This window comes from Spirulina sp. CCY15215 (assembly GCF_016888125.1).
Classification (GTDB): Bacteria; Cyanobacteriota; Cyanobacteriia; order Cyanobacteriales; family Spirulinaceae; genus CCY15215.
In genome coordinates, this window is record NZ_JACSWA010000347.1 from 1 (window position 1) to 14,820 (window position 14,820).

General features: G+C 44.3%; 9 protein-coding genes and 2 pseudogenes. 3 read left to right on the forward strand and 8 right to left on the reverse strand.

What is annotated here, in order from left to right:
* A pseudogene (locus tag JUI58_RS27665) lies at nucleotides 1-101 on the reverse strand (hypothetical protein); the annotation flags it as partial.
* Between the two features lie 124 nt (nucleotides 102-225).
* Here JUI58_RS27665 and JUI58_RS08135 point away from each other — a divergent pair.
* The gene (locus JUI58_RS08135; RefSeq protein ID WP_239121331.1) at nucleotides 226-831 is read left to right on the forward strand and encodes a Uma2 family endonuclease; all 606 of its coding nucleotides are present in this window, start codon (nucleotides 226-228) and stop codon (nucleotides 829-831) included.
* Nucleotides 832-1,107: 276 nt separating this feature from the next.
* On the opposite strand, the gene JUI58_RS08140 is transcribed toward JUI58_RS08135, so the two are convergent.
* The 6 genes and pseudogenes from JUI58_RS08140 to JUI58_RS08165 all read right to left on the reverse strand — a co-directional run bounded on the left by JUI58_RS08140 (nucleotide 1,108) and on the right by JUI58_RS08165 (nucleotide 6,245).
* The gene (locus JUI58_RS08140; RefSeq protein ID WP_204103266.1) at nucleotides 1,108-1,659 is read right to left on the reverse strand and encodes a hypothetical protein; all 552 of its coding nucleotides are present in this window, start codon (nucleotides 1,657-1,659) and stop codon (nucleotides 1,108-1,110) included.
* Between the two features lie 166 nt (nucleotides 1,660-1,825).
* Nucleotides 1,826-2,506 (reverse strand): annotated as a pseudogene (locus tag JUI58_RS08145) (SAVED domain-containing protein); the annotation flags it as partial.
* A gap of 24 nt (nucleotides 2,507-2,530) precedes the next feature.
* The gene (locus JUI58_RS08150; protein WP_204103267.1) at nucleotides 2,531-2,938 is read right to left on the reverse strand and encodes a hypothetical protein; all 408 of its coding nucleotides are present in this window, start codon (nucleotides 2,936-2,938) and stop codon (nucleotides 2,531-2,533) included.
* Between the two features lie 17 nt (nucleotides 2,939-2,955).
* Nucleotides 2,956-3,459: a Mov34/MPN/PAD-1 family protein gene (locus JUI58_RS08155; protein ID WP_204103268.1), complete on the reverse strand. Its 504-nt coding sequence runs from the start codon at nucleotides 3,457-3,459 to the stop codon at nucleotides 2,956-2,958.
* Complete coding sequence (locus JUI58_RS08160) at nucleotides 3,456-5,195, reverse strand: ThiF family adenylyltransferase (RefSeq protein ID WP_204103269.1); 1,740 nt, start codon at nucleotides 5,193-5,195, stop codon at nucleotides 3,456-3,458. The genes JUI58_RS08155 and JUI58_RS08160 overlap by 4 nt, the downstream gene beginning before the upstream one ends.
* Complete coding sequence (locus JUI58_RS08165) at nucleotides 5,196-6,245, reverse strand: nucleotidyltransferase (protein WP_204103270.1); 1,050 nt, start codon at nucleotides 6,243-6,245, stop codon at nucleotides 5,196-5,198. It lies immediately after the preceding gene.
* A gap of 220 nt (nucleotides 6,246-6,465) precedes the next feature.
* Between JUI58_RS08165 and JUI58_RS08170 the strand changes: the two genes are divergently transcribed.
* Nucleotides 6,466-8,685 carry a GH116 family glycosyl-hydrolase gene (locus JUI58_RS08170; protein ID WP_204103271.1) on the forward strand — a complete coding sequence of 740 codons (2,220 nt, stop codon included), beginning with the start codon at nucleotides 6,466-6,468 and terminating at the stop codon, nucleotides 8,683-8,685.
* 100 nt (nucleotides 8,686-8,785) lie between these two features.
* Nucleotides 8,786-9,991 carry a hypothetical protein gene (locus JUI58_RS08175; protein WP_204103272.1) on the forward strand — a complete coding sequence of 402 codons (1,206 nt, stop codon included), beginning with the start codon at nucleotides 8,786-8,788 and terminating at the stop codon, nucleotides 9,989-9,991.
* Between the two features lie 12 nt (nucleotides 9,992-10,003).
* On the opposite strand, the gene JUI58_RS08180 is transcribed toward JUI58_RS08175, so the two are convergent.
* On the reverse strand, nucleotides 10,004-14,749 hold the full coding sequence (locus JUI58_RS08180) for an adenylate/guanylate cyclase domain-containing protein (RefSeq protein WP_204103273.1): 4,746 nt from the start codon (nucleotides 14,747-14,749) through the stop codon (nucleotides 10,004-10,006).
* Nucleotides 14,750-14,820 lie beyond the last annotated feature (71 nt).

The following is a 14,820-nucleotide window of genomic DNA, read 5'->3' on the forward strand; positions in this document are numbered from 1 at the left end:
TGTTCGGCGATCGGGAGATCGTATTGAGAAATCTGATAGTTTTTGGGCAGATCGGGATAGAAATATTGCTTGCGATCGAATTTACTATAGGGGGCAAATCGATGAGGGCGAGGGGAACTTGCAATGGCGCGATCGCGCTTTGATAGGTTCGGTATAATCAAAAAAAAGATTTGCGATCAAACAATCTTCGTGCAATCGGCTACTCATCTGATAGGTAAGTCTGCAATGACAACAACTTTATTAATTCAGAACGAAACAACACCTTTTACTGTCTCTCTCCCGTCGATCGCCCCCATGAGTCGCGAAGAGTTTTACGCTTTTTGCCAAGTTAACCGAAACCTACGCATTGAACGAACAGCCACAGGAGAAGTGATTGTTATGCCCCCTGCTTTTTCGGATACTGGCAACCGTAACTTCAATTTGGCTGCTTCTCTATGGGTTTGGAGTGAGCAAGACGGAACAGGTTTAGGCTTTGACTCTAGTGCGGGCTTTACTTTGCCCAATGGCTCAACTAAATCACCGGATGTATCATGGATTCGCCTAGAACGCTGGAATCAATTATCTGATGCTGACAAAGCGTCTTTTGCGCCAATTTGCCCAGATTTCGTGATTGAGTTGCGATCGAAAAGCGATTCGCTGAAAGGGTTGCAGTCAAAGATGGAAGAATATTTAGAAAATGGTGTTTCTCTGGGTTGGCTCATCGATCGCCAAAATCGAACTGTTCATATTTATCGACCCAATCAAGAACCGCAAATCCTTGAAAGTCCAGACATTGTTAATGCGACTCCTGAATTGTCGGGTTTTCAACTGTCTATGGCAAAAATCTGGTAGCTTTTTTACGGGCGATCGCTTGCTTAAATTTATTTTGGGAACAATAATTTCAGGGCGCAAGCATTTGCCCTGTACCGTTGGGTTTCTGGGGTAGGTATTATACGCCCTCTTGAATTTGAGGCTCTATTGAGGCAGAATTACAAGATTTGTAATTCTGCCTATTTTGTGAAGTTTTGTAAATAATTTGGCGATCGCTGCATAAAAATAAAAGCGATCGCCAGAGGAATAGATAGGAGGGAAAGAATTTGACTATAATTTCTCGATATATCTCAACTCCTAACGTCCCTTCGCTAAATCGGCATAAATGAAGATTTCAACTCCCAACACAACTAACAATAGAAGTTCTATCCAAGATAAAATTGTTAAACCTAGAGGAGGTTGTGATGCTAAAAACCAGAAAGCGCATAGGGCGATCAATCCTGAACAGACAAACGTAATTTCATCGACAATTAGTTGCTGAATCTTACGGCGCTTTCGGTGTTGATCGCTACGGTGAGCAATTTCCCAACCGAAGAGAGTTTCTATATCTTCATAGCCTGTATGTTCCTTGATCTTGTCAACTAAATTGTAGCGGATATATCTGCCGATCGCCGAAATTTTCTCGTCATTTACAACATAAGTCCACCCCAAAATCAAGCAAACCCAAGGAACTATTAACAAAGCATCATAATTTGACGAACTGGAAACCACAAACGAAACAATTGTTCCAAATAAGCCTAATGTTACGTAAAGGAGGTTATCTCGGAAGCCGATTCGTTGAGCTTGTTCTAACTTCAACTTGTCATATTCCTTGAGAAAAATTTCAAGAATTTGTTTGTTCTCACTCATAGCGGATTCTCAGCTTCTTCGGTTCTGTGTTTATTACGCTCGATCTACAGTATCTATTTGGCAAGTTAGAGAAATTCACCATTCTGAATATTCAGGTTAAATTGCTAAAATCATCCAATATTTAAGTTGTTCGGTTGAAAGATTTGAATCTTGTCAGTTGAATATTTTATGGACGGATAATACTGAATTCCCCCGAATACGCGGCAGCAAGATCGATTCCCCAATCATAGCCTTTATGATAATTCCACACAATAACAGGTGGATGAATATTTTCGGAAATTTGTTGTCCTAAATGGAAGCCTAGAGAATTAGGACCTGCATAAAAAAGATGAATCCGTCGTCCGAGTGAAAGATTGTTAGAAATCCGATCTAAGATGCGGCGAAATATTCGGCCATATTCCCGCACCTGTCGCTCACCTCGTACAATTCCCCATTCTGGCTGAGGAATTGTCAAATCGATTTCAATTGCGTCTGGTAAATTCGCGGTGATTGTCTGTTTGGGTTGAACTGGAAAGGTGACTGAGACTCTCAGAATAACATCTTTATTTGGCCAAGAATGATAATTGGGAATGCCAGAAACTTCCAACTCCGGAAAATTTTCCCCCTTATCGATCCATTCCCAAGTAATATGACCATCAGTCGAATTCTGTTCAAACAATTGTACTGGAATTCGATTGCTGACGAGATGTCCCATTAAAAATTGGATGGGGATGTGTACCAGTCCCTGAAAAACAAGGTTCACTTTATTGGAACGAGCGATCGCATTCAATAAAGAACTTTGAGGATTAGTTAATTGTTGAACGGCTTCCTCTGGGTTTTCAAAGACTCCATTTTGAACGAAATCCGTAAAGTCAAATACAGCCGTTTCTCGTTATAAAAGGCGATCTACAGGAAACTGTTCCGATCTCATCTGTTCGCCATCGGAGGTGAGTTTTGCAGGTTCGTAATAAAAGCTATATCGGGCAACAACCACATCTCCCAGTTCTACTTTGCCGCGAATTCCTCCAGCAATTCCTACCATCAATACATGAGCAGGTTGCCACCGTTGGATTAAGCGTGTTGTTGCAACAGCCGCTTCATTATTGCCCATATCTAGCAAGAGACAAACAACAATGGTGTAATATTCAGTCGAACCGGGAATCGCAATTTGCCCCAGATAAAAAGGTAGGGGTTCATTCTCGTCTTTGATTTCTTTATAAGAATCTAGGCGTTTTAGCAGTGCATCCCGCTCAATTTTCAGAGCAGTAACAATTCCAAAATCAACAGTTGTGTTTGTCATGGTCGGTAAATCTATTGTTAACGAGTATTAAAATGGCTATAGTTAAATTCACCAATCAAAATATGAATTGGATTCTTTAGATGCCCTTCCCAAATCCCGATCGATTCTGTACCAACAATGATAAAAAAGAGGGTATCGCCACTGAAAATATCCTGTTGTAGATGCCTATTCCAATTGGCTCGATCGCTGGGGGAAGGAATAGGAACTTTCTCGGGATGGGTATGCCACTCCCCCAAATAATGGGTTGTTCCATCTGACTCCTGCCATGCTTGATTGATGGCTCGTTGATGGCGATCGCGATCGCGAAAAAAATTGAAGCGTTTCCTGCGATCGCCACGCATGGGAATCGTAACATCATCAATGACAACATCTAAACTCTCTCGAATATATCGACCCATTAACACACCCCCAGCCTCGCTTTTCCAACAGCGATTCTGTCTGAATTTCAACATTTGGGAGAGTGCGGGCAAACTAATTTCTAGCTTCCCACCATCAGATTTGAGGCAGATAGGAGTATTCATTCCTGTTTAGCTCCACACACAAGACAGTGAGACTTGATGTGTTCATACTTTTTTTCGCGTAGTTGTTCTTCAGTTTGTTGGTAACGCGGGGAAAGCTGTAATCCTGCGGCTGTAAATGCTTCTGCTCTCCCTTTCCAAGAGAGTATAGAACTCTGTTTTTCCTGTTGCAATAAAGCATCTAATCCTAATCTTACTGCTTTTTCTGCTGTTTTTTGAGCATCCAATCCTCCGAAAGGATGATATGAACTGCCACAACCGAGATCGTCTTTACCAAAATGTCCGTAAGCAGCAAAAGCAGCACGATTGTGTAGAGGGGTATCGGGATTGGAGGCATCTGTGAAAAGGCATTGAAAACATCCCAGTTGTTTCGGACGAGTTAATAAGGAATGACCCCCAATACCGTAGGGTTCAACCCAAGTAAAAACAGCAATTGCGTGCTGGCATTCTTTATGCAAAAGCTGATTTAAGTAGAGTTGAGCGGTGTCATCCCCGATCGCCACAATTATCAGATCGAAGGCATCGAGATTAACTGAATTTTGGCGAATTGCTTTTTCAATTAGAGTTTGATATGAGGCGATCGATATATAGGGATATTTTCGTTCTAATTCGTTCTTCAATGCTGTAACTTTAGGTTCTCCTTCTGCACTCATCCCCAAACAATGTCGATAGGTATTTTCTCGCGTTAGGCGATCGGAATCAACTAAAGTCAATTGACGAATACCGCTTTGTACTAATCCAAGGGCAACATAACCACCAATTGAACCACAACCAATGAGAAGAACTCTAAAGTTTACTAAGTCTAATTTTCCACCTCCACGAGGGAGTAGATAGCCCGGATCGTAGCGTTTAATGGAGATCGGTTGGGGTAAACCCGACATTTTGGCACTCTGGTTGGATGGCGATCGATTAATAGTAGTAGAATCCAATGCTGCTAATGTTCTTCCTCCACTCGGACGCGGTAATCCTAGAATGATAAAGTCTTTAAACTGCCTTCGCTTGTTGAGTAATCTGATGTATTTCTGGCGATTTTGTAGAGATAGATTTTTTATCAATTCGCTGATTGTGGCAGAATTCCATAGCTGCTTAGAAGTCGGTGGCAGAATAAAGGTCTTTTTCTCTAAAGGAATGTAAAGCGCTCCTCGGCAATTTAGAGCATTTAAACCTTGTTTTTTACCGTTGAAGTAGGCTTGGATCGTTTGAATAGAATCAGCTACAAATCGATCGCCACCGCGATCGCTATAGACAAAAACTTTCCGCAGCATATTGTCTACTGAGAAGAATCCGGGTAATGTTTTTGTGTTGACTCGTTCCCAATACCACGGTAACTCATCCATGAAATCCCAACGATTTTCACCATCAATTCCAGACTGTATTACTGCAATTGCTTTGTCTATTGCATCGTATAAAATTCCTACAGGATCGGCAGAATTGAGCAATAATCCTTCCGTTTGGGCATAGCAAATATATCCACTTTCCTCAACGTGAGGGATGAATCCAAACGCATCAGGTGGTTGTAGAAAGACGAGAGGGAGCGATCGCGGAAAATCTTCTCGTACACCAACACAAAGCTGCACTATTTTCTCTGCAATGGTGATATTTCCGGCGATCGCAGCAACAACATTACGATCTTGGAGTAAGGAGTTCCCAAGAGGTGAAAGAGAATAAGCCTCGCGCAAATATTGTTTTTGAGCGAGGCTTGCTAAAAAGAAGTTAATTTGAGCAATTGAGAGCAGCATTTAGGCTGAAGAACTTGAAGAAATGATAGCAGGAGAACGTTTTTTTCCGGTAGAAGAAGGACTCGGAATCGGAAAATCATCACCGAATTGTTCTTGTAGCAGTTTACAGGCTTCAATAGGATCGACTTTTTCTTGTGCTTCCTGAATGGCTTCTGACAGCTTCTCAAGTTTTTCTTTGAAAGATGTCATTTGGCAATCGCCCATTTTTTCAAATAGATCGCTGTGGGGAACAACAGGTAATTGAACGGCTAGGCGATCGTACCAAGTTCCTTCAACACATTTAGGCTGAAAGCGACAAATCATTGCCCGAACAAAACAACCTAATGCCTCTAGATCGTCATACTCTTTTTTAGAACTGAAAGAATCAGTAATACTGCTCTTTAGTATAAACCACTCATAGGCAGCTACGGTAATTCCAATTCCAATGGGTGCTGCATGACCATCACTGGAAAACTTGATATCCTTCCAACGTTTGAGATAGCGAATTGTCCGACGAAACTGTTTAGCATCTTCACTATCTTCAAATCGATTCTTAATCAAATCGCTCAATCCGTGAGGATCTGCTTCTTCCCAAATCTGATGTTCTTTTGCAGATTCTCGGTGTCCCTTAGCAAGATACATCGTGTCATTGTTACCATTGACATAGATTGCGAGGTCTACGTGATAAATCGGTTCACCTTCTTTTTGGTAAAAGACTGTAACACAAGGGCGGCGAATCTCAACTTTTTTGGTGTGGTTTTCCAGTGAATCATATACCCATTTTTTAATCTCTACCGGATCTGGATAGTCTTCCTTGGAGATATTGAAATGGAGACCTACATCAATATCATAGTCGCTATCTAGAGGTTTAATCCCCGTCCCCATTTCATAGCTACCCTGATTGAAATATTCATAGCTAGGAGGGGTTTCGCTGCCAAAAAGTTTATTCAAACCAGACTTTAATCGCTCTAAAACGATGTCTCTCTTTTCGCGCAGGGTTTTGTTCTCCTCAAATCGCTTAAGTTTAATCGCTTCGTGAAACTGCTGCATTTGAGTTTGTATATTGGCCATATATTTTGCAATCCAGAAATTTTGTGAGCAATTTGATTATAGCAACAACTTGATTATAACGGCAACTTATCGAGTCAATCTTTCACAGGTAGCGATCGCGTTAACCCAATCGATAAGGATAAGATCAAAGCATCGAGTCTCAAAAAATGAGATCGCTTCTCCAACGAACTTCCAAATCTCATCTACAATTTAAAATGGCCTGACCCTTATACCCTCAACGATGAAATTTGAAATTCCTCGTCCCCAAATTCCCTCTTGTACTTGGCAACGACCCATTGGCCTTGGTTGGGATCGTCCCTATACAGCCAGTCAAAATGATGATGGGGCCTGGCATGGAATGCCTCTCGGAGGTTTAGGATCGGGATGTATCGGACGATCGCATCGCGGCGATTTTAATCTCTGGCACCTCGACGGGGGAGAACATATTTTTCGCAGTTTGCCAGCCTGTCAATTTAGCATTTACGAAGAAAGAGAAGGGGAACAACCCCAAGTTTACGCCCTTTCCACCCAATCCCCTCAAGATGGCAGCCTCTCTCGCTGGGCTTGGTATCCCGAGGGAGGGGGGACTTATCATGCCCTTTATCCTCGCAGTTGGTTCAAATATGAAGGCGTTTTTCACAGTGAAATCTTATGTGAGCAATTTTCTCCCGTTTGGGCAGGATGTTACCAAGAATCTAGCTATCCCGTGGCACTTTTTGACTGGACGGTACATAACCCCACCGATCGCCCGATCGCCCTGAGTATTATGTTAACCTGGCAAAACCTCGTCGGTTGGTTTGCCAATGCCCATAAAACGCAAAAAAATAGGCAAAGCGGCGATCGCCATCCTACATCGGAATATCAACCCAAATGGCGAGAAAGTACGGGGAATTTTAATCAGTGGATCCAAGATCATCATCGGGTGGGTTGCTTATTTAACCGGGTACGTCTTTACGATGAATTGCAGTCTGGAGAAGGACAAATGGCGATCGCCAGTATCATTAATCCCGCGATCGAAGCCTTTTATACCGCACGTTGGAACCCAGAAGGGGATGGGGGAGAGGTTTGGGATTATTTTGCGATGAATGGCAGTTTACCAGATATGCAAAATGAAACCCCTGCCTCTCCAGGAGAACAAATTGCCGCAGCGATGGCTTTTCGCTTTACCATTCGTCCAGGCAGAACTCGCAAAATCCCCTTTATCCTAGCATGGGATTTTCCCGTGATTGAATTTGGTGCAGATATCACTTATTTTCGCCGTCACAGTGATTTCTTTGCCAGGACGGGGAAAAATGCTTGGACAATGGTACGGACGGCTTTGAAACATGGGGATGTCTGGAAAGATAAGATCGAAACCTGGCAAAAACCCACTCTCGATCGCAGAGATATTCCCGACTGGTTCAAAATGGCTCTATTTAATGAGTTATATCTGCTAACCGATGGAGGGACGTTATGGACGGCAGCCACGGAAACCGATCCTCTGGGACAATTTGCCTTATGGGAAAGTTTAGATTGCCGCTATTATGAAAGTTTGCGACAGCGTTTATCGGGTTCTTTTGCAACTTTAATGCTTTTTCCTCGCTTGGAAAAGACGGTTTTAGAAGCCTTTGCCAAAGCTATTCCCATTGAAGATGGAGAAGGAGAAAATATTCGTAAAATTGCTGGAGAAACACCTCGAGATTTAGGCACCTCAAGCGAACATCCTTGGATGAAAACGAATGCAAATCGTCATCTTGATGGGCAATTATCTTCTCTTTTTATTATACAAGTTTATCGGAATTATCTTTTATCTGGGGCAACGGATACAGAGTTTCTCTGGGAATGTTGGTCGGCGATCGCCTTTACTCTCGCTTACGCAAAGAAGAGGGGAAAGGAAGAAGAGGGAAAGTTTTGGAGACTGAGTTTAAAAGCCGCGATCGCGATCGCCAATGTCCTCCTAGAAAACCCGGCTGCAAATCCTAATCTACAAACACCCCATTATCCTGAAGATCTGGTCAATCTCCGGGATACCTATCAATCTTGGTTGCAAGCAATCCCTATTTTAAAAGAAGACAATACCGGGGAGGCGATCGCGATCGAGGCAATCTTTGAGGAATTGTACCGTCAACTCTTAGATTTACCCAGTCTAGGCGATCGCAGCCTATCAGAAACCACCTTAAGAGAATTTTCTCAGACTTATTTATTACCATTTCGCGAGAGAAAATTGGACTTAGAAACGGGAGATAATTCTCAAGAAATTAAGCTGGGAATGACCTTTGCTTTAGCAACGCTTTTATTATTGCTGGGGAGAAAAGAAGAATCCCTACAAATTGCAGAGATATTGGTCAAACTCATCTATAATAATGGTCTACAGTTTCGCACTCCTGCTATCTTGTCCCCGACTGGAACATTTCAAAAGAGTCATTCTCTTGATGGCATGACAATTTGGGCAATGTATGGGGTTTTAAGTCAATTTTCTTGATAGCGAACTTCGATCGCGTTCAGGTTATACCGATCTCGCGATCGTTGTGTTAGGCTCAGTTTAGGTATTGCACTGATCGTTTCTTCCTCCAATTATTGTCATGGGACGACCCTCTTTATTTTTGATCTTAGTTTTATCCTTGGGATTAACGGGTTTGTTGAATGCCAATTTGTTGAATGCCAATGAGTCTTTTCCCGCGATCGCCACCGACAGGAGGAAACAAGCAGGGCGATCGGAGAATACAGCCTATCAAGAAGTCATTCGACAAACGATCGCAATGGTTCATGATGAGCGATCGCAATCATTAGCGCAACAATTTGGCCTAGAAATTCTCAGTCTCACTTGGGAAGATACGGGACGTTACAAAAATTCGGCTGTCGGTCCAAATATTAGCGACATGACCATTCAAGTGCAGGAGAATCGTAAAATTCATTTAATGCCCATCATTCGCTACCCTAATTTCTCTGATAAGTCTGTTGACATTCCCCTCGATCGCTTCTTTCTCCTCGCAGGCAATGAAAAAGGGCGATCGCCTCTAGAAAAGGTATCCTTACGAGAGGTTTTAGGCAATTTACGGCGCTATTTACATCAGCCTGAGTCTTGGACGGGAGAAGGCAATTCTCTACTCGCCGATCGCGATACCCATGTTCTAGTTTCCGCCCAAGCCTGTTTTCTACCCATTCCCAAGGAAGGTTTAGCAACATTCAATCCCGTTTTGTTCAATTATCAATCCTATGAAGGCGATCCAGCCGTCTTAACCCTCTTGGCAACCCGAGAAGGGACCAGTATTACTATCATTGATAATGGCGAAGATAGTTTCGATATTATTCAAGATGAGGAATATATGGCAACTTGGGGACAGCGCTTATTTTTTAATCAAAATGGCGATCGCGCTAGTTTGACAGGTCAACGTCTCAGGGACTTTCAAGGTAGAAATGCCCCAACTGGTCAAAGTGCAGATGCAGCCGGACAAAATGGCTTAAATATGGTCATGCTGATTCAAGTTCCCCTCAAACAGAAAAACCCTAATTCATTTTTAGGAGGAGGAACGCGAGGAGGTTCATCTTCTCAGGTTAGTGATGTAGAAGCTGCCGTTATCGGTCATGGCGAACTAGAAGGACCATTTACAGAAATTGGCAATTTGGCGATCGTGCGAGATACTGATTTTCCCATCCGAGTCACCGTACAGTTTTATAAAGCAACCAGTAATGGCATCGTTTCCGAACAAGATATGCAGGAGATTAAAGCACAAATCGATCGCGTCTATACAGAAGCGGATTATGTGGGCAGTTTAGTGGTAGACTAGATTTTTATTTCTCTAACTGTCATGAGAGCAGAGAACAGGTAATTTCCCTTTTAACCAGTAAGTCATCATTTCTCCTTTCCCTTTAATTTTCACAATGCCACGGGGTTCACAAATAAACTTATCTTTGATACGCACATAAGTCGATTCGGTAATTTGAATGCTATTGGGTTCTCCCGAAGACTCCATACGAGAGGCGATATTCACCGCATCTCCCCATAAATCATAAATAAATTTCTTCGTGCCGATTACCCCAGCAACCACTACACCACTATTGATACCAATGCGAATTTGTATTTTATCCCCAGGCTGGAGAGTTTTAGCTTGCTGTTGCCCAAACTCCCGAATTGCCTCTTGCATCAACAGCGCCATTTCCGCGATCGCCTCAGCATGATCCGTCCTGGGTATTGGCAAGCCTCCCGCTACCATATAAGCGTCCCCAATAGTCTTAATTTTCTCCAATCCCAGGCGATCGACCAACTCATCAAAGGCAGAAAAAATATGATTGAGCAAATTGACCAACTCAATCGGGGATAATCGAGTTGAGAGAGGGGTAAAACCAACAATATCGGCAAATAAAATCGACACCTCATTAAACTGTTCCGCCAGAGAACCTTGATTCTGTTTTAAGCGTTCGGCAATGGGAGCCGGTAAAATATTTAATAATAACCGTTCCGACTTTTCTTGCTCAATGCGTAGTGCTTGTTCCGCATCGTGACGTACCCGCGCACTGGCGATCGCATCCCCCACCAACTGCAAAAAGCGCACATCTTCGGCATTCCAGGCTTGCTGCGATCGCACTGTATCTAAGCCAATTGTTCCCACCATTTTCCCACCATAATGAGTAGGAATCTGTAGTCCCGAACGTATCGATTCTCGCACCATTTCTGCCCGCTCCGCCACCGCTTCCACGGGAAGATCATCAATGTGAGTGAACTGGACAATATTTCCCGCCTTGTACTGCTCAAAAAACCAAGGAAATTGTTCCGCCGGAATTTTTTGCAAATCCGTGATCGCCGGTGCAATTCCTTCCCGACACCATTCGTGAGTCATGGAAAATCGCCGCCGTTTTCCCGATTCGCGATAGCGGAGAATATAAGCGCGATCGCTTTCTAACATTTGCGCGATCGTCTCGAGTGCAAAATTAATCGCCGCATCCAAATCCCCATCGATAAATTGACGGGAAATTTCTCCTAATAAATTATCTCGTTCTGCCTTCTGTTTCAAAGCCTCCACCGCCCGCCGTCTCTCTTGCCAAAGCCCCATGGCCGCCGCCACAGCCCGCAGTAAATCAATCTCCGATGCGTCCCATCTCTTGGCCCGATTGCAATTGTCAAAGCCAATAAAGCCAAAAAATTCGCCATTGACCACGATAGGTAAGACAAGAAGCGCCAATACCCCTTGGGGTTCGAGGATATCTCGTTCCTCTGGGGGAAACTCCACCACAATTCCTTCAATATAATGTCCTTGTTCTAAAACCGACTCCCAACGGGGAAAAGCATCTCGATAAGCCAAATTTTGCAAATCCGGATTATCTAACTCCGGAATGACTCCTTCGCTGCACCACTCCGCCTTTTGACTCATCAACAAAATTCCATCGCGATCGCGAGAATTCTCAAATAGATAGACCCGGCTGGCACCACTGACCCGTCCCAAGGGTTCGAGAATGGCGTTGTAGTTGTCACTTCCTGCACTCGCCGCCAGTAATTGACGCTGTACTTCCACCACGATCGCCGAATAGCGCTGACGTTTGAGTAAAGCCGCTTCTGCTTGCTTGCGATCGGTAATATCCCGCGCTACCCAGATAACCGTATCCGTGGAAATTGGCGAGATCGTCGTATCCGACCATATTTCCTCCCCTTCGATCTGCAAACTGTATTCCACTTCGACGTTATCTTGTTTTTGCAAGGTTTCGCGAATCAGAGCCAAGAAAAATGTGGCTTGCTCTTCGGGGAAAATTTCGTGTAAGGTTTTGCCAATCCGATTGGTCATGGGATCGTAAATCAGATTTCTCGCATTGGTCGCGGGAATTTTCAGATGTCGTCCATTGCCATCAAAGACGAAAATTAAATCCGTCATGGCTGCAAATAAGGCTTTAAGTTCCGCTTCGTCTTGTTTTTGTTGTAAAAGTGTTCCCAATTGCCCCGCAACCCCCATCACCAGTTCAAAGGCTTGTTCATCCTGACGACAAGTATCCGTCAGAAAAAAGGTCAAGACGGCCAGTACGGGAAGGCGTTCGGATTCTCGCAGCAAATCCTCCCTGGGAGGAATCAATATTGGCACCGCAAAGGCAGAATTTAAGCCACATTCCGCCGCTTTTTCCAAGCGCAAAAAGACATCATCCGGTTCTAAGGAAACATCGCGAACCCACTCGGGTCGGCATTGTACCCAAACCCGTCCTGGAAGTTCCTCATTCGCTAACAAAGTTAAGGCTTCGCTATACTCTCGAAATTCGCTAATACTATTTCCTGTTAATTGTTGCTTGTTATCTGTTCCCTCATCTTTCATGGAACTATACCAACTGGGACTGCAAACCAAAGCCGAGCTATCGACGGCGGGGATCCATGCTTCGCCGTAATTCCAGCCTGTGGTTTCACAAATGCGCTGCAAGAGAATGGCGATCGCGCTATCAAAGTCTTTAGCGGCACTAATCTCTTGACCGACGGTGAGGAGGAGTTCGATTTCTTCTTCTGCCCGTTTGCGATCGGTGATGTCCCGCGCTACCCAAATCGCAGAATCAGTAGAAATGGGTGAAATACTAGCAGAAAACCAAATTTCTCGATCTGCAAACGGTAATTTGTAATCCAGATTGACGGGTTGCTGACTCTCGATCGCGTGGGTGATGGTTTCCAGCCATTGGCTGGCAGTTTCTTCGCGATAAAAACCGGCAATCGTTTCCCCGATCGGATCCATATCTGTTTCATGGTAGAGACGAGCGGGACTGGTGGGAGAGATTTCTACATTCTCCAAATTGCCATCGCGAAGGGTTAAAACCAAAATAATGCTGGTCATAGCTTCAAACACCATCCGCATTTTTTCTTCAGAGGTGCGAAGTTGCTGTTCTAGTAACTTGCGTTCGCTGACATTTCGAGCCACCCAGACCACGCTATCCTGAGAGATGGGGGAGATTGTGGCAGCAAACCAGGTTTCTTGTCCCTCGAGGGGGATAGCATATTCTATGGCTTTTGCTTCTCTTTGGTTTAAAACGTCTTGGATCTGGGCGACAAACCAATCTGCTTGTGCTTGGGGAAAAATTTCGTGGATGGTTTTCCCGATGACAATTTCCTCGGCATTATAGAGTAATTCTCGATTGGCTGAGGGGATTTTTAGATAGCGGCCTTGGCGATCGAAGATGAGAATTAACTCCGTCATGGCTGCGAATACCCCCCGCAATTCGCTTTCGGCGGTTGCTAGTTGGGCTGTTCGCTCTTGTACGCGCTCTTCTAGTTCGATTTTAGCAGTTTCGAGATCGTGAAAGGATTGCCGCAGTTGCACGGCCATGCGATTGAAGGATTTGGCTAAAACTCGGATTTCGGCAATCCCAGGACACCAAGGTAAGAGGGGTTGAATCTGGATTTTTTGTTCGAGGCGACCTGCTGTAATGGCTTGACTGGCGCGGCTCAACTCGAGGACGGGTTTGGTGATCCAACGGGCGGTTAAAATTCCGGAAGCGATCGCCAGGGCAAAAGCAAGGAAGCACAATATCACAGTAATGCGAGTATTAACATGAATTTGCCCGAGAAAATCATCTTCGGGAACCACCACGAGGATCAGCCAATCTAAACCGAATTCTTCGGCAATGGGAGTAACTTGAAAAAAGTAGCGTTTTCCCTCGAAGGTAAAGTAAAGTTGTTGATTTTTTTGGATTTTGCTTAAATCGCCGAAATAGTTTTGTAAATATCGCCCTGTGGCTTGCACGATCGCATTGGTACTTTCGCCGATCTTGACTCGCTTGGCGCTGCCATTGCGTTCGGAAAATAGTGCCTCTCGGGTAGAACTGGCGACGGTGTTGCCTTGGCGATCGATAATTAGAGTTTGTCCCCTTTGCCCAATTTGGATATTTTCCAGAAAACTGCTGATATCTTCGAGGAGAATATCGGTTCCCACCACCCCTAAAAATTTCCCTGCATCTTCGTAGAGGGGTTGCGAGAGGGTCATGCCTAATTTTTTATGAGAAAACATGACATAAACAGAACTCCAGACGGGTTGATTGACCCGAATGGCGGCCTGATACCAGGGGCGCGATCGCGGATTATAGTTAGGACGGGCGCTTAATTTTGCTGTGGGCTGACCTTGGGTATTTGTGGCGTAGGTTTGAAATTCACTCCCCGTGGTGACAGGATCGGCAATTTTGAGAACAATATCCCCTTCACTGCTACGTCCGGCACCAATATATTTTTCTCCTTCTGTGGCAAATTGAATCGTATTAATGATGGCGATCGATTTAACTTGTTTCCAGAAATAGCGTTGAATGTTTGAGGTATCTGTGGGGGCGATCGCACGGGGGTCGAGAATATTAACGGCGCTTTGGTTAACGATTTTGGGAATAGCTAAATATTCATTGAGATTTTGGGCAATACGGGCGGTTACTTCTCCCTGTAACTGGCTGGCGAGGGATTGGATCGCAACCTGGCCGTTTTGCAAGGAAAGCCATCCCGTCAAGCCGACTGCTGCTAGAATTTGCAACACAAACGGGACGATCAAAACAAGGCGAAGGGGAATGCGTCCAATGGTTCGAGAAATAAAAGCCTGACTTGACATTTTGGCAACTTTCCTGGTCGATCGCAGGAGAATATGAACGGGGGAGAGGCGATCGCGGACTCTTTATCTTA